Source organism: Paenibacillus sp. BGI2013 (assembly GCF_002843485.1).
Taxonomy (GTDB): domain Bacteria; phylum Bacillota; class Bacilli; order Paenibacillales; family Paenibacillaceae; genus Paenibacillus; species Paenibacillus amylolyticus.
On sequence record NZ_PJFA01000013.1, the window covers coordinates 45,291 to 65,308 of the forward strand.

Sequence of the window (20,018 nt, forward strand, 5' to 3'; positions counted from 1 at the left end):
GCAGCAATTGGTGTACTGCATCCTGAATATGCGAGAACGTTTCTATGTGCGAGCAAATGATCAAGACACCGCATAGCTTTAATTCTCTATTCCGATAAAAAGCTTCGATTCGTGTGGAATCGATGCTGTTCTCTTACCCGCGGTTGGAGGAGCAAAGCATGATGTGTGAGTACTGACGAATCTCAGGCATCTTATTCAAGGCTTTGAAGCGCCCTCAGAATTTTAAGGAATCTGATACACGTTATAACCGAATAAAGAGCCGCAATCAGCATTTCTTTGAGTTATTTCGAGAAATAACGTGCCTGATGTCCCTTATAATTTCAAATGTGGGTCTGAACGCCAAATAAGACGTCCTGTGTTCCTTAGAAAATGGTCAACTACCCATTCGCAAGTTTCAGCCAGCATGGACTTCAAAATATGCCCTCAACTTAATGCAGATTTCATATCCTCAAGTAAATCCTCAACATCCTCGATCCCAACGGAGATACGAATCAAACCATCCGTGATCCCCAATTCTTGCCGACGTTCATAGGGAATGGAAGCATGTGTCATTCGGGCAGGGACAGAAATTAAACTTTCCACCGCGCCCAGACTTTCAGCCAATGTGAAATAACGGACTTTGCTTAACACGTCATCTACTTTTTCAGCACTGCCTACATCAAAGGAAACCATACCGCCATAACCTCTCGCTTGCGTGGAAGCAAGCTTATGCTGTGAATGGTCGGGCAACCCGGGATAATAAACTTTGCTTACTGCTGGATGTTGATTCAAAAATGTCACAAGCTGCTCTGTATTGCGTTCTTGCGCTTCCATCCGTAATCCCAATGTTTTAAGACCTCGCATTAATAGCCAGGAATCCATAGGGCCCAGGACTGCGCCAATTGCATTTTGAATAAAATGCAGATCTTCACCAAGTTGCTCGCTGTTGACAACCGCAAGTCCTGCCACGACATCGCTATGACCGCCGATGTATTTCGTTGCAGAATGCAATACAATATCCGCTCCCAGAGCCAGCGGGGTCTGCCAATAAGGCGTACTAAACGTGTTGTCCACAATGAATAACAATTCATGTTGTTTTGACCATTTCGCTACAGCAGTAATATCGGTGACCTTGAGTAACGGATTGGTAGGTGTTTCTACATAAATGGCCTTTGTATTGGATTGCAAAGCCTGCTCCAGTGCTTGTAGTGAGGTGGTATCTACAAAGGTAGACTCGATCCCCAGACGATTCAGCACCTTGGTGAAAATGCGGTAAGTCCCGCCGTATACGTCATCCGTCAGAATGACGTGATCTCCAGTTTTCAACAGAGATAGTACAGCGTGAATTGCAGCCATGCCCGAACTAAAAGCAAAACCTCGAACGCCATCCTCCAGTTCTTTAATGACTTCTTCCAACGCATGACGGGTAGGGTTGCCTGTTCGTGAATACTCGTATCCTTTGTGTACGCCAACCGATTCTTGCTCATACGTGCTTACTTGATAGATCGGTACACTCACTGCTCCAGTGTGTGTATCACCAACAATACCTGCATGAATCAGCTTGGTTTTTGGTCTCATTTCATTGTCCTCCATTATAGATATTTTGGCTTAAATACCGTTCGCTGCTATCCGGGAAAATAACGACGATGTTACTTCCGGGAGCTGCGTGAACAGCTTCGTTTAATGCGGCTTGCATAGCTGCACCTGAGGAACTTCCTACCAGTAAGCCTTCCAACAAGGCCAGATCCTTTACCCGCTCAAAGGCATCTTCATCTGAGATCGTATGAATGGCATCAAAGTAACTCACATCCATAAAAGAAGATAACGTTTCGACCCCTATTCCTTCTGTACGATGTGGTCCCGATGGACCTCCTGCGAGTATCGAACCTTCGGGTTCTACGATACATGTTTTAATTAACGGTTTTTGCTCCTTCAAATAGCGAGATACTCCCATGAAAGTTCCGCCAGACCCGGCTCCGGCGATATATACATCCACCTGCCCGTTCAGATCACGCCAAATCTCAGGGCCCAGATGTTCATAATGTGCGAGTGGGTTATCCGCATTGGAGAACTGACCTGGAATATACGAACCCGGTATTTCTTTCGCCAGCGATTCCGCCTTGCGTATGGCACCAGTGATTCCTTCGGATGTGGGTGTGTTGACGACCGTAGCACCGAGGGCTTTCATCAACTGCTGCTTCTCAAAGCTGAACTTCTGAGGTACCGTGAAAATGACCTTTAAATTCAGGCCTACAGCCGCCATTGCAAGACCAATTCCTGTGTTGCCAGCGGTAGCTTCAATCACTGTTCCACCTGGCTTAACATCTCCTCTTGCCAAGGCCTTCTCCAATAAAAACTTGCCGATCCGGTCTTTCACACTTCCTCCGGGATTCATGAATTCCAGTTTGGCGAACAGGCGGATTCCTTCCGGTAATGGATAACGAGTTAATTCAAGCAGAGGTGTATTACCTATAAGTTCCTGCACATGTTGATAAACGGTCAAATTAACCAATCTCCTTTTGTGTGTCATTAACCATACATATTTGTTTAATTAGGAAAAGTGCGTGATAAAACCATATTTCGATAAAAGAGCTTGGTATACAATCCAATGTTGTATAGTGTTCGGCTCGATGATAGATGGAGAGTTGACCTAGAATACCTGGTTGTGTGTCTAAAGATTGGACGTGGGTTTTTACTTTTAGTATGATAGAGGGGAATACATACACTGGAATACAAAGGAGGGTATGAACTATGGATTGCTTATTTTGCAAAATTGTAGAGGGCAGCATTCCCTCCAATAAAGTACTGGAGAATGACCATGTTATCGTTTTTCATGACATCCAGCCCGCTGCACCGACACATGTTCTTGTCATTCCGAAGAAACATATTGCTTCCATGAATGAAGTTACTGCAGAAGATCTGCCATTGATCGGCGAGATTCATCTGGCTGCTCAAGAAGCGGCGAAGCGTCTTGGCGTGGAGGAAACAGGATATCGATTAATCAACAATTGTGGTAAGGATGGAGAACAAACCGTTCATCATCTGCATTACCACTTGTTGGGTGGTACCAGACTTGGCGTGTTAACAAGTCTGTCCGATTCTCACAAATAAACGAGCTGATGGGTACTACTATTGAGGATTTAGTCATATGCATTAAATCCATGAATGTGTGACCAAATGCTTATATAATGAATCCATTTCATAATACCTTTGAGTTATAAAATGGATTCAAATAAGTGATCATTACATTGAGGTTGACACCTTTATTATCTTTCGCCTATAATGTAAGATGATGAACCGTGTTATTGCTCTTGGACGGTCTGGTCGGAGGGAGGGAAAACTGGTGTCTGAAACTAAAGTTCGCAAAAACGAGACTATTGATGCTGCACTTCGTCGTTTTAAACGCTCCATCGCTAAAGATGGCGTATTGGCTGAGGTGAAGAAACGTAAGCATTATGAGAAGCCAAGCGTAAAGCGCAAGAAAAAGTCCGAGGCTGCTCGTAAGAGAAAGTTTTAGGAGGATTTTAATTACATGAATCTTAGCGAACGATTGAACGAAGATATGAAGCAAGCGATGAAGAGTAAGGACAAGTTCAGACTCTCCAACATTCGGTTGATTCGTTCGACGATCAAGAATCTTGAAATAGATTTGAAAAGAGATTTGGATGACAACGAAGTGCTTGATATCCTGAGTCGTGAAATCAAACAGCGCAAAGATGCCCTCCAAGAATTTGACAAAGCGGGCCGTGAAGATCTCGCGGCAAATGCAAAAGCGGAAATTGAAGTACTCATCCAGTACCTTCCCACACAGCTTACCGAAGAAGAAATTAAAGTTATTGTACAGCAGACCATCCAGGAAACCGGTGCTTCTTCGAAAGCCGAGATGGGGAAAGTCATGGCGGCCCTTATGCCGAAAGTTAAAGGCAAAGCGGACGGCAAACTGGTAAATCAAGCAGTTCAACAATTTCTGCAATAAAGCAAATCAATAAACACCTTCTGACTTGTCAGGAGGTGTTTTTTCCATTTATCAGAAGGCATGATGTCCTTGGGATGACGAAATTTCTTTTTAATGGTTAATATATATTATTATGGATTTTTATTCTTGCAATTGATTGAGTTTTCAAATATAATTTTAAGATTTTGAAACGAAATGTTGCATTGCACGTAATAAATACCATAAGCTGGACAGTATAACATTAATGGAAAAGGGGGGACTATTGTGAAGGGAAAGCGCCGGAAGAAGCTTACGGGGCCATTGATGCTCTTAATGCTGCTGACGCTGTTGCTTCCTGTCTGGATTGGATCACCGTCAGCGCATGCAGCTGAGAAGAGTGGTGCCGTATATATTATTCCGGTTGATAAACCAATCGAGCAGGGACTTGGCAAGTTCATGGAACGCGGGTTCAAGCAAGCAGAAGAGATGAATGCTGGCCTGATCGTTCTTGATATCAATACGCCGGGAGGCCGTGTCGACACTGCAGAAGCATTGGGTACCCTAATTAAGGACAGTCCGATTGAGACTGTTGCATTTGTTCGTGGAGATGCTGCTTCAGCAGGGAGTTTTCTGGCTCTGAATGCAGATAAGATCGTAATGTCACCAGGCAGTATGATTGGTGCGGCAGCAATGGTCGACAGTACGGGTAAACATGTTGATGATCCAAAGCTTGTTGCATTTTGGAAAAGCAAAATGCAGGGAGCGGCTGAAATCAGTGGTCGTGATGGCAAGATTGCAGCTGGAATGACGGATGTTAACATCGTTGTTGAAATGCCAGAGATCAATAAAACCAAGCAAAAAGGTGAAATTATTGCTCTCTCGGCTGAAGAAGCGCTGAAAGTTGGTTATGCCGACCACATCAGCAACACACCGGAAGAAGCGGCAGCTTGGCTCGGTTACAGTCAGGATGACGTATTTAAGGTAGAACGAACAACAGCGGAGAATATCTCCTCTTTTCTTACCAATCCGGTTGTGATGACTGTGTTATTGTTCCTCGGAATCGCGGGTGTGATCATTGAATTGATTGTTCCTGGTTTTGGAGTTCCTGGTATTGTAGGTATCGTGTGTTTCGTGTTGTATTTCTCGGGTAATTACATTGCGGGATTTGCCGGAGCAGAGACATGGGTGCTATTTACCGTTGGACTCATCATGATGATTCTGGAGATGTTTATTCCGAGCTTTGGTATTCTGGGGATTTTGGGATCAATTGCGCTTGTGGCCGGTGTTGTAAGGGCTGCTTATGATACGAGTGATGCATTTGTATCTCTAGGTATCGCTTTTGGAGCAGCACTGGTAGTCATTGCGATCATCTCAATTATCTTTAAGGATCGAGGGATATGGAATCGCTTCATACTGAGTGATAGCATGTCTGCGGATCGGGGTTATTCATCAGCCACAGAACGTAAAGAGCTGGTTGGTCTGCAAGGAATCAGTCTGACACCACTTCGTCCTTCTGGAACAGCGATGTTTGAAGGGGAACGAATTGACGTTGTGACCGACGGAGATTTTATTCCCATCGATACTCCGATTATTGTGATTAAAGCGGAAGGTACCCGGATTGTGGTTCAGCAAGCTTTGCCGGTGTAACTCGCTCTGTTGTCGAAGCGGATTAACGCTTCGGCAATGTACATAACCACATGCTGAAGCTGCCAGCGAGGTGGTGTATTCTTTAATTTAGCAGCGGACTCATGAGTGTCTTCTCAAACATTTTTATCAAATTCAAATTGCAAATGGAGGAAATTAAACAATGGACACATCTATGATTACGATTTTGCTCATTGCGGTAGTAGGTATTATCGTATTGAGCGTATTCTTCAGCTTTTTCCCGGTTATGCTCTGGGTTTCAGCGATTGCATCCGGCGTACGCGTAAGTATTATTACACTGGTAGCGATGAGACTGAGACGTGTAACGCCTAGCCGTATCGTTAATCCAATGATTAAAGCAACTAAAGCCGGTCTTAAACTCTCAATGAACCAACTGGAAAGTCACTTCTTGGCCGGTGGTAACGTTGACCGTGTTGTAAACGCTCTGATTGCTGCACAACGTGCCAACATTCCACTCGAATTTGAACGTGCTGCTGCGATTGACCTCGCAGGTCGTGACGTATTACAAGCCGTACAGATGAGCGTTAACCCACGTGTTATCGAAACACCGATTGTGTCTGCGGTTGCCAAAGATGGTATTGAAGTTAAAGTTAGAGCGCGGGTTACGGTTCGTGCCAATATTGACCGTCTCGTTGGTGGTGCTGGTGAAGAAACGATCATCGCCCGTGTTGGTGAAGGTATCGTAAGTACGAACGGTTCCTCCAATTCTCACAAAGACGTCCTGGAAAATCCGGATCTGATCTCCCGTACCGTATTGTCCAAAGGTTTGGATGCAGGTACTGCTTTTGAAATCCTGTCCATTGATATTGCTGACGTTGATGTAGGTAAGAACATTGGTGCCTTCTTGCAAACAGAGCAAGCAGAAGCTGACAAACGTATCGCTCAGGCAAAAGCCGAAGAGCGTCGTGCAATGGCCGTAGCCCAAGAGCAAGAGATGAAAGCACGCGTAGTGGAAATGAGAGCACGCGTTGTTGAATCCGAATCCCAAGTACCTTTGGCGATGGCTGAGGCACTTCGTAACGGTAAAATCGGTGTGATGGATTATATGAACCTGAAGAACATTGAAGCAGATACTCAAATGCGTAACACATTGGGAAAACCTGGTGAAGGTTCGAATTCCAACGATCAGGGTGATTCCAAAAACGGAAGATAGGCGGTGAGTGCATATGGGCCTATTTGAATGGATTTTTGATAATCTGTATATTGTGGCCGTCATCGGTTTTGCACTCTTCTCATTCTTGGGGAAAGCTGCCAAATCGGCTGATCCGAACAAAAAGCGTCCTGCCAACGGGATGCCTACATTTGGAGGCAGTGGTGATTCAGGCCGGGATGAACGTTCAAGAGACAATTCATCTCCGCAGCAGTCTTCCGGACCTACAGACCCTCGCTATGATGAACAGTATGACGATCGGTATGATGACGTGCAATATGAGAATCAGTATGATGAGCCGTATTCGGAGCCTGCTGCATCTTCTCGCCCCGCAACTGACTACAGAAGTGAGGGCACGATGAGTGCGATGGCAAATTCACTTGAGGAACAGATGAGAGGCATGGAAGAACAGCAGCGCTTGATTGAAGAACGCTTGAATCGCATCTCTTCTGCGAATCGGCCAGTTGTGTCTGATTCCAGTTGGGATGAGACCAGCACCGATGAATCGGGAGCGTCTCCACTTCGTCCTGCTGATATTCGTACAGGTGTCCTGTGGGCAGAAGTACTGGGTTCCCCTCGTTCCAAGCAACCGTTTGGTACAAGAGGAAAACTGTAAACAAGTCAATTTATTGGACGGAAATAAAGCCGTCTCTGGTGAGCATAAAGCCGCCGGAGACGGCTTTTTCTGTGTTCTACCCTTTTTTCTCAACATTCGTCCCTAACACGCCCCGGAATTTTCATAATTTCATGAATCTGCGCATAAGTTGAACTGTAGAGGAAGGGGGAAGACCTTCGAATGACCCGGATCAGCCGCAAGCTGCGCAGATGGACCAGTGAAGTGTTGGATCTGCCGCAGGATGTGCTTTATGATATGCCACGGTTAACCCTGATCGGCAGTAAGCAACTGTATATAGAGAATCATCGCGGTGTCATCCATTTCACGCCGGATCGTATCGTGTTGGCTCTTTCCCAAGGCCAGTTAGAGATCAAAGGAACTGCCTTGGTGATACGTAACATTTTGCCGGATGAAGTAGCTGTTGAAGGAACGATTCTGGATATTCATATGAATGGAGTGGAGGGGAACGGATGAAGCAGCCCAGTCTGTACAAACTGCGGGGAGCAGTCCGAATCACGGTCACTGGGGGAGACATTGAAACATTGATCAACACGGTGGCAGAGCAGGGACTGGAAGTGTGGAACCTGCGTGCTCACGATGGACGCGTGGCAGAGATGAACATTCTGCTGCCGCATTTTTTCAGGTTGCGTCCTGTGTTGAAACGGACAGGCTGCAGGGTGAAAGTAACCCATCGCAGCGGTTTCCCTTTTTTTGCGGCCCGATTATTGCGGAGGAAGTTCTTTCTTGGGGGTATGCTGTTTTTTGTGGCAGCTTTGTTTGCGTTGTCGTCCATGGTATGGAGTGTGGAGGTCAAGGGTAACGTCACCATTCCCACCGACGAGGTGCTTGCAGCAGCGAAAAAAGAGGGCATATATCCTTTGCAATGGGGGTTCCGTTTGCAAAGCCAAGACAAGCTCTCCAGGCAGCTTGCACTCGCTCTGCCGGATGTAACCTGGATTGGCGTGAGCAAAGAAGGGACAACCATTACCATTCAGGTCGTAGAATCGGCGCAACCAAAGCGCGAACCATTGCTGAATCCCAGGCATCTGATCAGTAAGTCAGATGCTGTGGTCACTCAAATCTATGCGGAGCAGGGACGCCCTGTTGTTCAGAAGGACATGCGTGTCAAAAAGGGTCAGGTATTGATCTCGGGGATTCTCGGGGATGAGGAGAACACCAAAACCATCGTTGCCAAAGGCGAAGTTCGTGGTCTGGTATGGCGTGAGTATCAGGTAGAGGTTCCGCTGGTGCAAAAACATAATACAATGACAGGTGAGAGCAAAGAACGTTTTTACATGGTGCTGGGGAATTGGGCGATTCAACTGTGGGGGTACGGAAGTACACCGTTCAGTTCATTTGATACCGAGAGTAATCATAAACCATTAACGTGGCGATCCTTTACACTTCCCATGGGTTGGCTGACAGAGAAAGATCTGGAGACCCGAGAGCATGAGCAACAACAGACGATAGAATGGGCCAGAACGAAAGGATTGGAAGGAGCAAGGAACGATATTACCGCCAAAAACGGCAAAGGAACAAAAATTATAAGTGAAAAAATTTTGCATGAGAAGAAAGAGAATGGTAAAGTTTATATGAAAGTCTTATTTGAAGTAGAAGAAAGCATTGCGGAAGAACTTCCGCTAGTCCATAGTCAAGGAGAATGAGGATATTTGTCAGAGCAAACACGCAGCATACAAATCTCCCTCCAGAGTGCGGGAGAGGGCCAATCTCTTTTTGGACCCCAAGATACTTTTCTTAAACTGATTGAATCCGAGATTCCCGCCCAGATTGCATCCCGTGAAGCGGAGATTGTGATTTTTGGCAACGCACAGCAGGTGGAATCGCTTGAACAATTATTTGATGTGTTACTGCAATTGATACGCAATGGATATGTGTTAACCGAGAGAGATGTGAAGTATGCGATTGAACTTGCCAAGGATATGCGGGCAGACCAGCTATTGGATCTGTTCAAGGGCGAGATTACAACGACATACCGAGGTAAACCAATCCGTGTTAAAACCATTGGACAGAAGCACTATGTAACTACAATTAAAAAACGTGATATTGTATTTGGCATTGGTCCTGCTGGTACGGGTAAAACCTACCTTGCTGTTGTACTGGCTGTTGCCGCAATTAAAGAAGGCAGCGTCAAACGCATTGTACTCACACGGCCTGCTGTTGAAGCGGGAGAGAGTCTTGGATTTTTGCCAGGTGATCTTCAGGAGAAGGTAGACCCTTATCTGAGACCACTGTACGATGCCCTGTATGACGTTATGGGACAGGAACAGACCGCGAAGGCACTGGAGCGAGGGTTAATCGAAATCGCGCCACTCGCCTACATGCGGGGGCGTACGCTGGATGACTCCTTCATCATTCTGGATGAAGCACAGAACACAACGCCGGAACAGATGAAGATGTTTCTAACCCGTCTTGGTTTTGGCTCCAAAATGGTCATCACCGGAGACGTGACACAGATTGATTTACCGCGTGGTAAGAAATCCGGGCTTGTGGAAGCGAATACGATCTTGAACGAAGTTAACGAGATTGGATTTGTCTATTTTGCCGAGCAAGATGTTGTACGGCATTCCCTTGTCCAGAAAATTATCGTGGCTTACAACCACGCCGCAGAAAATCAAGCATAGAAAGGGATTGTCTAAAGTGACCTCGAAGGAACCGTCAAAAGGCAAATCTTTTCAGAATAAGGCTACAGGATGGAAGTATAGCGTGTGGGCACGCTATCTTCTGTTTTTGTTTCTGGTGATTCTTTTCTACGTCAGTCTGGCTTCCAAACTGCTCCCTGAGCGCTATGATATTCAGGAAGGGACACGGAGTGAAGTGGACATTGCTGCGCCCATGCAGATTCCGAATAACAAGGCCACACTCAAAGCACAGGAAGAAGCTGCTGAACGGGTACAGCCGATATTTCAGATTGTCCAGTTGCGAAACGAAAATTTGATGACTACCCTGCTTGATCGTGTAGATCGATTAAATCAGGATGATCAGATCTCAAGTCAGGACAAGATTGATATATATCGGGATGAAATTCCGCAGCGCCAGAAGGATTTTGTGACCAACTATATCAATAATAATCGGAAAGCCGGTACATACTCCGAGACTCTTTTGGAAGAAATCAGAAATGTGGTACAGGAGCAAAGCTACCGTATTCCCGAAGAAACTTACATCAAAATCTCACGTCTGACATCGGATGATATCCAGGAGATGAAGCCGGTTGCGAGGGATATTGTTGCCCGGTTAATGACGGATCAGATCAGCGATGCAACCACTGCTCGTGCCAAAGTAGCCGAGATGGTGAGTGTCAGCTCTCTTGGTAAGCGTACGCAACGTGAGGTCGTGCAAGAGCTTGCTCGCCTTGTGGTGACCGCGAACCGCTTCTACGATGAAGAGGGAACTAAGGAAGCCAAAGTACAGGCGCGTGAGAACACGCAAACCGTCTTTATCAAGCAAGGGGACACATTAGTTGCCAAGGGTGAGATGATCACCCCGGAGATGTATACTTTGCTGGGTGAGAATGATTTGCTGAAAAATGAAGTGAACTACTGGCCGCAGCTTGGACTTCTTATGTTTTCCTGCCTGTTGTCAGCAGCCATTCTGATGTATATTCAGCAAGGCAGCGGAACACATTTTAAGTATAATAATGCCCAGCTGTTGATGCTTGTTCTCATTTTTATTATTACGATTGTGGTTATGCATGTGACGGCGATTATCCAGACCAATGAGAGGTCTTATGTTGGCTTCCTTGCACCTGTTGCGGTAGGAGCGATGTTAATTGCCTTGTTACTGGATACCTCGCTTGCCTTTGTATGTTCGATTTTGATCGGTATGTTGTCCAGCATTATTTTGAATACCCATCAGGGTCAACTTTTTGACTTCGAATTAGGTTTCTTCGCTGTATTGGTTTCGTTTGTTGCGATCTTCGCAACTCATAAGGCTAGCCAGCGATCAACGATCCTGAAAGGGGCCATTATGGTCTGTCTGTTCGGGTCGATAGCCGTCTTCACCTTGGCTTTGATTGACTCGGGAGATTGGAATCGAACCACGACACTGTATGGCGTTGGGTTTGCATTTGCTGGTGGCGTGCTGACTGCCATACTGGTCATTGGGCTGATGCCATTTTTCGAAACTTCATTTGGCATTTTATCAGCGCTCAAACTGGTAGAACTATCTAATCCGAACCATCCGCTTCTTCGCAAGTTGCTGACGGAGACACCGGGTACCTATCATCACAGCGTTATGGTAGGGAATCTGTCCGAAGCAGCAGCAGAAGCCATAGGAGCTAACGGATTGCTATGCCGAGTCGGTTCGTATTATCATGATATTGGCAAGACGAAGCGGCCCATCTATTTTATTGAAAATCAGAACAATATGGAGAATCCACATGATTCAATTGATCCTAAACTGAGCAAATCCATTATCGTTGCCCATGCGCGCGATGGGGTGGAAATGCAGAAGGATTACAAGCTGCCCAGACCTATTCGGGATATTGCGGAACAGCATCACGGCACGACATTTCTCCACTATTTCTATCACAAAGCACTGCGCCAGGCGGAAGAAGCAGGCGTTGAGCCTGATTTCACGGAAGAAGATTTCCGTTACCCTGGGCCGAAGGCTCAGTCCAAGGAATCGGCTATTGTTGGCATTGCCGATAGTGTGGAGGCTGCTGTGAGATCTTTGCGCAAACCGACAGTGGAGCAAGTGGAGTCCATGATTGAGAAGATTATTAAAGGACGATTGGACGATCATCAATTCAATGATTGTGACCTTACGATGCGTGAACTGGATATCGTTGCCAGAACATTGAAGGAAACGGTGATGGGTATCTTCCACTCCAGGATAGAATATCCGGAGGAGATCAAGAAACCAAAGCCAACTTCACCCGAAGCAGGCTAATTTAATAATAGTTTGTGTTCAAAAAGGCCGGTTTTCAGTACCGAGAAGATGGGATGAAGCTAGAAATGCTTTTTTGAACAACCTCTAATATGAGCAGACAGGAGTTATGAAAGAATGAGTCTTAATCTGGCATGGAATAATGAACAACAGGATAAAGAAATTACAGAACCGATGATTGCAATGTTGGAACAGTTGCTGAATCTCGCAGGAGAAGCGGAAGGTGTTGCAGACGGGGAAGTGGCTCTGACTTTTGTGAACGATGAGCAGATTCATGAGTTGAACCGTGATTATCGCGGTATTGACCGTCCTACGGATGTATTGTCTTTTGCAATGAACGAGACGGTGGATGAAGAGCTCGATATTATCTATGAGCTGGACGAAGATGAAGAAATGGAAGAAATGCCGGATGTTCTTGGAGACATCATCATTTCCGTACCACGGACCATCCTGCAAAGTGAAGAGTATGGACACTCATTTGAACGTGAACTTGGTTTTCTGTTTGTCCATGGTTTCTTGCACCTGCTTGGATACGACCATCAGGATGAAGCAAGTGAGGCTGAAATGATGGGCAAACAAGAAGCGGTATTGGCCCAGGCCGGGTTGACACGATAATGAGAAGACGCTCCTGGGGTCTGGTATTCCGCAATGCTGCGGAAGGAATCGCATATGGGTTGCGGACTCAGCGTAATGTGAGAGTTCACACGGGAGTGGCTATTTTGATGTGTTTAGCCGGCTTTTTTTTCAGAATCTCAAGAACGGATTGGATGTTTGTGCTGACCGCTGTCTTTTTGGTCCTGGTGACTGAATTGATGAACACGGCTGTAGAGGCAGCGGTTGACTTGGCACACCCCCATATCCACCCGCTGGCAAAAGCGGCAAAGGATACCGCGGCCGGGGCAGTTCTGCTGGCTGCGGTATTCGCCGTCATCATCGGTTGTATCGTTTTCATTAAGCCGGTGATGAGCTGGCTAGGTTTGTACTGATTTTGTTTTGATTTGTTTTGTGATTTTAATACTACACAAATTTGTGAAGTTAGACCGTTTTTTAAGTTGAACTTGTTGACATTACACGATAACGAAGAGGACAGAAATAAACCTGTAGAAGCGAAGCGTTCGCCTTTATCCCCGGATTTTCACGTTGAAAAAGTGAATCAAAAAATCTGGGGGTAACAGCGATCGAAGGGTTATTCTGGACTCGGAGTGGCTAGTGTAAAATTGGCTTTGGTTGAACTTAATTCGTAGGTACTAACTTTATATTGCACCCTAAGGGAGAGAATATTAATGGATAACGGTTTGTTAATGCAAGAAGCAATTAAGGCACGTACGAAGGCGTATACGCCTTACTCCCATTTTGGTGTTGGCGCGGCTTTGCTTGACAGTGAAGGTCATGTGCATCATGGTTGTAATATTGAGAATGCTGCGTATACACCAGGTAATTGTGCTGAGCGTACGGCGATGTTTAGTGCCATTGCAGGTGGGCAGAAGCCTCGCAGCTTCACAGCGATTGCCATTGTGGGAGACACGGATGGTCCGATTGCTCCATGTGGCGTATGTCGTCAGGTCATGTACGAACTGTGTGAACCTGATATGAAAGTCATCTTGGGGAACTTGAAAGGTGATCTGCAAGAGACCACCGTTGCTGAACTGTTACCTTGGGCTTTTGGGCCTTCTGATCTGAATTCTGCCAAAAAATAAACCAATATTCCAGGCCTAGGCGCCTGAGGAGGAACATATGAAAAAACAAGCATTTAAATCCGGTTTTGTAGCCATTATTGGACGTCCAAACGTAGGTAAATCCACACTGATGAACCAAGTGATCGGACAGAAAATTGCGATTATGTCGGACAAGCCACAAACCACACGTAATAAAATTCATGGGGTGTATACATCCGAACATCAGCAAATCGTATTCCTGGACACACCGGGTATTCACAAACGTCAATCCAAACTTGGCGATTACATGAACCAGACTGCTCTGAATACGCTCGGAGAAGTAGAAGCAGCACTGTTCCTGATCGACGCTTCGGAAGGCTTGGGTGGCGGTGACCGTTATATTGCGGAACAGTTGAAAAATATCCGTACGCCTGTCATTCTTGTCATGAATAAAATTGACAAAATTGAGCCGGAAGCACTGCTGCCACTCATTGAGACGTATCGCAAGCTTCACGATTTCGCTGAAATCGTTCCTGTCTCTGCCATGCTTGGCAGCAATGTCAGCACGTTGCTGGAACAGCTCGGCAAGTATTTGCCAGAAGGTCCACAGTACTATCCTGATGACCAGGTTACTGACCATCCGGAGCAGTTTGTATGTGCCGAGTTGATTCGTGAGAAAATTCTGCAAATGACTCGTGAAGAAGTGCCTCACTCCATTGCTGTAACGATCGAAGATATGAAAGTGCAAGATAATGGTGTCGTTTATATCTCAGCAGTCATTTTTGTGGAACGGGATTCCCAAAAAGGGATCATTATCGGCAAGCAAGGTGCCCTTCTGAAAGAAGTGGGTAAACGAGCTCGACACGACATTCAGAATTTGCTTGGCTCCAAAATTTTCATGGACCTGTGGGTTAAAGTGAAAAAAGACTGGAGAAATCAGGATCGAGTTCTGCGTGACCTTGGCTTTGGCCGCGACTAATCGTCGGAATTGTATCCAGTAATTGCAACACATAGTTTACCTTGCAAGACTCCATCCTATTTGGTAGATGCAGACGTCATTTCCGAAGAGAGGATGAAATTCCGATGCGAGATTTTTCGTGGAAGGTTTTTGCGATGACGGGGGATGTAGAGTCCTATTTGTTATATACCGAGGCTTGTAACTCGTTAGGACAGGAGTCGGATAATGCAAGGGAAGTGATTGAAGATGAAGAAGCTGAAGGATAACTGGCTGATTCGGGAATGGTTAGGTGACGAGGCATGCTATACAGGGTGGAAGGGATTGTCATCCGCAGCATGGACTACGGCGAAGGGAACAAAATCATTACGCTTTGCACCGAAAGCGGCGGGAAAGTAGGGGTACTCGTCCGCGGTGCCAAAAAGCCCAAGAGCCGACATGCTGCACTGGTGCAGCCGTTTACGTATGGTCAATATGTATATTTTCGCAATACAGGTCTAGGCACATTGAACGCTGGAGAAATTGTTGAATCTTATCATGAGTTGCGTGAAGATCTGGTCAAGGCCTCTTATGCCTCTTATGCGTGTGAACTATTGGATCGGGTGCTTCAGGATGAGGAAACAGGTACATTTTGGTTCAAACAGTTAAAGGCGTGTTTGCAGGCGTTGAAGGAAGAGAAAGATCCGGTTGTTATTACAAGTCTGTACGAAATGAAAATATTACAGGCATCCGGATATGGTCCACAGTTCGATGAGTGCATCTCCTGCAACCAGGAGCGACCAGATGAGCAGTTGTTTATAAGTCCCAGACTTGGTGGCGTCTTGTGTCGAGCATGCAAACATTTTGATCCTCCAGCGATGTCAGTTAGTCCAAAGGCTCTGAAGTTGTTGCGTTTGTTCGCACAGTTGGATCTGCAGCGCTTGGGGAATATATCAGTGAGTGAGTCTACCCGTGATGAGATCAAAAAGTTGATGCGTGCCTTTATGGATCATCAGCTCGGTCTGAATCTTAAATCCCGTTCTTTCCTCGATCAGATGGAGAAGTACGGGATTTGAGGCGTTTTGGTGGAAGTGAAACTATATCTTGACTTCATACTAGATTTTATATATTATGAAATATAATTTCTCTTTATGAGACATGCATTGAACGAGAAAGTAAAAGACTGGATTTATTACATTTATGGAGACAAGTCGTTGTATAACACTTGGGAATCATGAATGAGCGAGCCGGGGATGGTGGGAGCCTGGCTGAATCGATCTTTGAAACGGCACTCGGGAGCATGAATGGACACGGAAAAGTGGGCTGGAACGAACAGGATCATCTTGTTTGATCTAAGCCAAGTAGGGTGGAACCGCGGGAATAGCTCTCGTCCCTACGTCTGTACAACAGGCGTAGGACGGGGGCTATTTATTGTTGTCTTCACCGTCCTAAGCTTGCTAACAAACCATTGAAAAGGAGCATGATTATGAATTTTCAGCAGATGATTCTAACGCTGCAACAATTCTGGGCCGAGCATAACTGTATTATTGTCCAGCCATACGATACGGAAAAAGGGGCAGGTACGATGAACCCGATGACCTTTTTACGCTCGCTTGGACCCGAACCTTGGAAAGTGGCCTATGTGGAGCCTTCCCGTCGTCCTTCGGACGGACGTTATGGTGAGAACCCTAACCGGCTGTACCAGCATCATCAGTTCCAGGTCATCATCAAGCCTTCTCCGGACAATATTCAGGAAATTTACCTGGAAAGTCTGAAACGTCTTGGCATTGATCCGCTCAAACATGATATTCGGTTTGTTGAAGATAACTGGGAGAATCCTTCCCTTGGTTGTGCAGGTCTTGGTTGGGAAGTATGGTTGGACGGAATGGAAATTACGCAATTTACGTATTTCCAACAGGTTGGTGGGATCGAGACAAATCCGGTAGCTGTTGAAATTACGTATGGTATGGAGCGTTTGGCTTCTTACATACAAGATAAAGAGAATGTGTTTGATCTGGAATGGGTGGAAGGTATCACTTATGGTGATGTATTCCGTCAGCCAGAACTCGAACACTCTAAATATACGTTTGAAGTATCTGATGTCAAAATGCTGTTTACACTCTTCAACATGCATGAAGAAGAAGCAAACAAAGCCATGGCGCAGCATCTGGTATTCCCGGCATATGACTATGTGCTGAAATGTTCCCACACGTTCAACCTGTTGGATGCACGTGGAGCCATCAGTGTAACGGAACGTACGGGTTACATCACACGTGTTCGTAATCTGGCTCGCCAAGTCGCTGCAACATATATGGAAGAGCGTGAGAAGCTAGGCTTCCCGCTGATCAAGAAAGGGGGAGCCGAGCATGTCTAAGGATCTGTTGTTTGAAATCGGGCTGGAAGAAGTACCTGCACGCTTTATGCGCGCAGCAATCGCACAGCTGCAAGAGCGTGTCGTGAAATGGCTTGACGCATCCCGCATTGCTTATGGTGAAGTGAATGCATATGCTACACCGCGCCGTCTGGCTGTTTTGATTCAGAATGTGGCTGAAAAGCAGGAAGATATCGAGGAAGAAGTGAAAGGTCCTTCACGCAAAATTGCCCTGGACGACAGTGGCAATTGGAGCAAGGCTGCACTCGGATTCGCCCGCAGTCAAGGTGTTGAACCGGACCAGTTCACGTTCAAGGAACTGAACGGTGTCGAATATATCTATGCAACGAAGAGCAGCAAAGGTGTGGAGACGGCGTCTGTGGTTGGCGAAGGGTTACTTTCTGTATTACATGCCATGACGTTCCCAAAATTCATGCGTTGGGCTTCCTATGATTTCAAATTTGTACGTCCAATCCGCTGGATTGTGGCTATGCTCGGCAGTGAGGTTATCGATCTGGAAGTGACAGGTATTAAGTCGGGTAATGTAACTCGCGGACATCGTTTCCTCGGTAAGGAGGCTGTGATCTCCACTCCGTCTTCATACGTGGAAGTGTTGCGTTCCGAACATGTCATTGCTGATATCCAGGAACGTGAACAGATGATTGTATCCCAGATTCAGGCACTGGCTGCGGAGAAAAAATGGGATATCGCGATTAAGGAAGACTTGCTGGAGGAAGTCCTGTTCCTGGTGGAAACACCTACCGTATTGTTCGGGACATTTGACTCCTCATTCTTGAATATTCCACAAGAAGTATTGATTACTTCCATGCGTGAGCATCAGCGTTATTTCCCTGTACTGGACAATGAAGGACAATTGTTGCCATTCTTCGTGACGGTACGTAACGGCGGAAGTGATTCACTGGACGTTATTGCCAGAGGGAATGAAAAAGTTCTGCGTGCACGTCTGTCTGATGCCAAGTTCTTCTATGAGGAAGATCAGAAGCTACAGATTAAGGATGCATTGTCGAAGCTGGAAAGTATCGTCTTCCAGGAAGAACTGGGAACGGTTGGAGATAAAGTGCGCCGTATTCGCAAGATTGCGGATGGACTTGCTGCCAAACTGCAAGTATCCGGTGATATTGCTGAATCCGTTAGCCGCTCAGCAGATATCTGCAAATTCGATCTGGTGACACTGATGGTGGGAGAATTCCCGGAACTGCAAGGTGTGATGGGTGAGGATTACGCTCGTAAAGCTGGCGAAAAAGAAGAAGTGGCCAAAGCGGTATTTGAACACTATCAGCCACGTTTCGCTGGAGATCAATCCCCTGCTTCTCTTGTTGGTGCCATTGTGAGTGCTGCGGACAAAATGGATACAATCGTGGGTTGTTTCTCCATCAATATTATTCCAACGGGTTCACAGGATCCTTACGCGCTGCGCCGTCAGGCTGCAGGTATTGTACAGATTTTGCTGGATCACAAGCTTCCGCTGACATTGTCTGACGTGTTCGGAGTAGCACTTCAAGTACATGCCCAGATGAACCTGTTGAAACGTGCAGACGAAGAGGTTCGTAAAGATCTGCAAGACTTCTTTGGTCTTCGTGTGAAAAAATTGTTGTCCGAAACAGTTCGCTACGACGTAGTGGATGCCGTAATTTCTTCCGGATTCGATGATATCAGCGCTGTGGTTCCAAAAGGTGAAGCGTTGATGGCGGCTGTTATGACAGGAGACGCATTCAAAACAACGGTTGAATCGTTCAACCGTGTCGGTAATCTGGCTGCCAAAGCATCCAATGCTTCCGTACATCCAGAACTGTTCACAGAAGATGGAGAACGTCAGCTCCATGAGGCATGGAGCAAAACGAATGCAGAATATCGTCAGGCGTTGACTCAGCATCATGCTGCTGAAGCACTGGCTATTGCATCTGCCTGGAAGGATGGTATTACTTCATTCTTCGATTCGGTCATGGTTATGGCCGAAGATGAAGCTGTTCGGGCGAACCGACTTGCCTTGCTCGCGGCTATTGATCGTGACTTGAAAGGATTTGCTGATTTTTCCAAGTTGGTTTGGTAATTGGCGTATTTCATGAGTCCTTTTCCACAGACTTGGCGCAAAGCTAAAATTCAGTATTAAAGAAGGATATATGAGGGTATAAATATACGGAACGGGTTGTGAAATGTATTTTTGACAACCGCTCCGTATTTTAGCCTTTGATTTCCCTCGTTCCGGCAGAAGGATTTTGCCTGGCCGGGGTCGTATATAACAATATGCAGCTATTTTATGAAACCGGGTGGTCTGGGTTTGAGTGAGTTAAATATACGCCACATTGTTGTGGATGGTGATGCTTGCCCGGTCAAAACCGAGATTGCGCAAACCGCTCGCCTTTTCAACATCCCCGTACTGTTAGTCTCTTCATTTGATCATTTGCTTCAAGGAGGAGAAGGGGTACGAACCGTGCAAGTGGATCGCAGTGATCAGAGCGCAGACCTGTATATTGCTAATCATATTAAGCCATATGATGTAGTTATCACTCAGGACTATGGACTTGCGGCACTTGCGCTTGGCAAACGTTGTTATGTTTTGTCCTTTCGTGGTCGTGAGTTCAACGATCGTGACATTGATTTCATGTTGGATTCTCGTCATACTGCGGCCAAAGCGCGAAAAAGAGGCCATTACGGGAAAGGCCCAAAGCCTTTCACAGAGCAGGATCGAGAAATGTTTCAACATAAACTGACAAAACTTTTAAAAGATTTGCAGGAGAATGTGTAAGTTTATCGAATTATATTTACGTGTTGAAGAGATGAAGGTGGC

The 20,018-nt window shown here is 46.0% G+C and carries 21 protein-coding genes; 19 read left to right on the forward strand and 2 right to left on the reverse strand.

Annotated features, from left to right (window positions below; genetic code table 11):
* Positions 1-423: 423 nt before the first annotated feature.
* Positions 424-1,557: a bifunctional cystathionine gamma-lyase/homocysteine desulfhydrase gene (locus CXK86_RS25180; RefSeq protein WP_076250698.1), complete on the reverse strand. Its 1,134-nt coding sequence runs from the start codon at positions 1,555-1,557 to the stop codon at positions 424-426.
* 1 nt (position 1,558) lies between these two features.
* On the reverse strand, positions 1,559-2,482 hold the full coding sequence (locus tag CXK86_RS25185; RefSeq protein WP_036674798.1) for a PLP-dependent cysteine synthase family protein: 924 nt from the start codon (positions 2,480-2,482) through the stop codon (positions 1,559-1,561).
* Positions 2,483-2,730: 248 nt separating this feature from the next.
* On the opposite strand from CXK86_RS25185, the gene CXK86_RS25190 reads away from it, so the two are divergent.
* From CXK86_RS25190 to CXK86_RS25280, 19 genes are all read left to right on the forward strand, one after another.
* Positions 2,731-3,090, forward strand: coding sequence for a histidine triad nucleotide-binding protein (locus CXK86_RS25190; RefSeq protein WP_024628477.1), 360 nt, complete (start codon positions 2,731-2,733; stop codon positions 3,088-3,090).
* Positions 3,091-3,322: 232 nt separating this feature from the next.
* Positions 3,323-3,496, forward strand: coding sequence for a 30S ribosomal protein S21 (gene rpsU, locus CXK86_RS25195; RefSeq protein ID WP_005547957.1), 174 nt, complete (start codon positions 3,323-3,325; stop codon positions 3,494-3,496).
* A 15-nt stretch (positions 3,497-3,511) separates the two neighbouring features.
* Positions 3,512-3,955 carry a GatB/YqeY domain-containing protein gene (locus CXK86_RS25200; RefSeq protein WP_017687237.1) on the forward strand — a complete coding sequence of 148 codons (444 nt, stop codon included), beginning with the start codon at positions 3,512-3,514 and terminating at the stop codon, positions 3,953-3,955.
* Between the two features lie 282 nt (positions 3,956-4,237).
* Positions 4,238-5,560: an NfeD family protein gene (locus tag CXK86_RS25205; protein WP_051450046.1), complete on the forward strand. Its 1,323-nt coding sequence runs from the start codon at positions 4,238-4,240 to the stop codon at positions 5,558-5,560.
* A gap of 160 nt (positions 5,561-5,720) precedes the next feature.
* Positions 5,721-6,731: a flotillin-like protein FloA gene (gene floA / locus CXK86_RS25210; RefSeq protein WP_036615045.1), complete on the forward strand. Its 1,011-nt coding sequence runs from the start codon at positions 5,721-5,723 to the stop codon at positions 6,729-6,731.
* 13 nt (positions 6,732-6,744) lie between these two features.
* A complete protein-coding gene (locus tag CXK86_RS25215) occupies positions 6,745-7,344 on the forward strand; it encodes a hypothetical protein (RefSeq protein ID WP_047843783.1) in 600 nt (199 codons plus the stop codon).
* A 180-nt stretch (positions 7,345-7,524) separates the two neighbouring features.
* Positions 7,525-7,818, forward strand: coding sequence for a sporulation protein YqfC (gene yqfC, locus CXK86_RS25220; RefSeq protein ID WP_017687241.1), 294 nt, complete (start codon positions 7,525-7,527; stop codon positions 7,816-7,818).
* A complete protein-coding gene (gene yqfD / locus CXK86_RS25225) occupies positions 7,815-9,008 on the forward strand; it encodes a sporulation protein YqfD (RefSeq protein ID WP_036674802.1) in 1,194 nt (397 codons plus the stop codon). Before yqfC ends, yqfD begins: the two co-directional genes overlap by 4 nt.
* 6 nt (positions 9,009-9,014) lie before the next feature.
* Complete coding sequence (locus CXK86_RS25230; protein ID WP_017687243.1) at positions 9,015-9,986, forward strand: PhoH family protein; 972 nt, start codon at positions 9,015-9,017, stop codon at positions 9,984-9,986.
* A gap of 16 nt (positions 9,987-10,002) precedes the next feature.
* Positions 10,003-12,252 (forward strand): HD family phosphohydrolase, encoded by a 2,250-nt coding sequence (locus tag CXK86_RS25235; RefSeq protein WP_036615038.1) that lies wholly within the window; start codon positions 10,003-10,005, stop codon positions 12,250-12,252.
* A gap of 114 nt (positions 12,253-12,366) precedes the next feature.
* Positions 12,367-12,864, forward strand: a complete 498-nt coding sequence (gene ybeY, locus CXK86_RS25240; RefSeq protein WP_036674804.1) for an rRNA maturation RNase YbeY — start codon at positions 12,367-12,369, stop codon at positions 12,862-12,864.
* Positions 12,864-13,235, forward strand: coding sequence for a diacylglycerol kinase family protein (locus CXK86_RS25245; RefSeq protein ID WP_076250701.1), 372 nt, complete (start codon positions 12,864-12,866; stop codon positions 13,233-13,235). The genes ybeY and CXK86_RS25245 overlap by 1 nt, the downstream gene beginning before the upstream one ends.
* Positions 13,236-13,532: 297 nt before the next feature.
* Positions 13,533-13,946, forward strand: a complete 414-nt coding sequence (locus CXK86_RS25250; protein WP_036615035.1) for a cytidine deaminase — start codon at positions 13,533-13,535, stop codon at positions 13,944-13,946.
* Positions 13,947-13,983: 37 nt separating this feature from the next.
* A complete protein-coding gene (gene era / locus CXK86_RS25255; protein WP_047843779.1) occupies positions 13,984-14,883 on the forward strand; it encodes a GTPase Era in 900 nt (299 codons plus the stop codon).
* A 104-nt stretch (positions 14,884-14,987) separates the two neighbouring features.
* Positions 14,988-15,128, forward strand: a complete 141-nt coding sequence (locus CXK86_RS25260) for a YqzL family protein (RefSeq protein WP_074095877.1) — start codon at positions 14,988-14,990, stop codon at positions 15,126-15,128.
* Between the two features lie 33 nt (positions 15,129-15,161).
* Positions 15,162-15,914, forward strand: a complete 753-nt coding sequence (gene recO, locus CXK86_RS25265) for a DNA repair protein RecO (RefSeq protein WP_047843778.1) — start codon at positions 15,162-15,164, stop codon at positions 15,912-15,914.
* A gap of 410 nt (positions 15,915-16,324) precedes the next feature.
* Positions 16,325-17,212: a glycine--tRNA ligase subunit alpha gene (gene glyQ / locus CXK86_RS25270; RefSeq protein ID WP_076250703.1), complete on the forward strand. Its 888-nt coding sequence runs from the start codon at positions 16,325-16,327 to the stop codon at positions 17,210-17,212.
* Complete coding sequence (gene glyS / locus CXK86_RS25275) at positions 17,205-19,280, forward strand: glycine--tRNA ligase subunit beta (protein WP_076250705.1); 2,076 nt, start codon at positions 17,205-17,207, stop codon at positions 19,278-19,280. Before glyQ ends, glyS begins: the two co-directional genes overlap by 8 nt.
* 207 nt (positions 19,281-19,487) lie before the next feature.
* Positions 19,488-19,976, forward strand: coding sequence for a YaiI/YqxD family protein (locus CXK86_RS25280; protein WP_047843776.1), 489 nt, complete (start codon positions 19,488-19,490; stop codon positions 19,974-19,976).
* Positions 19,977-20,018: the final 42 nt, after the last annotated feature.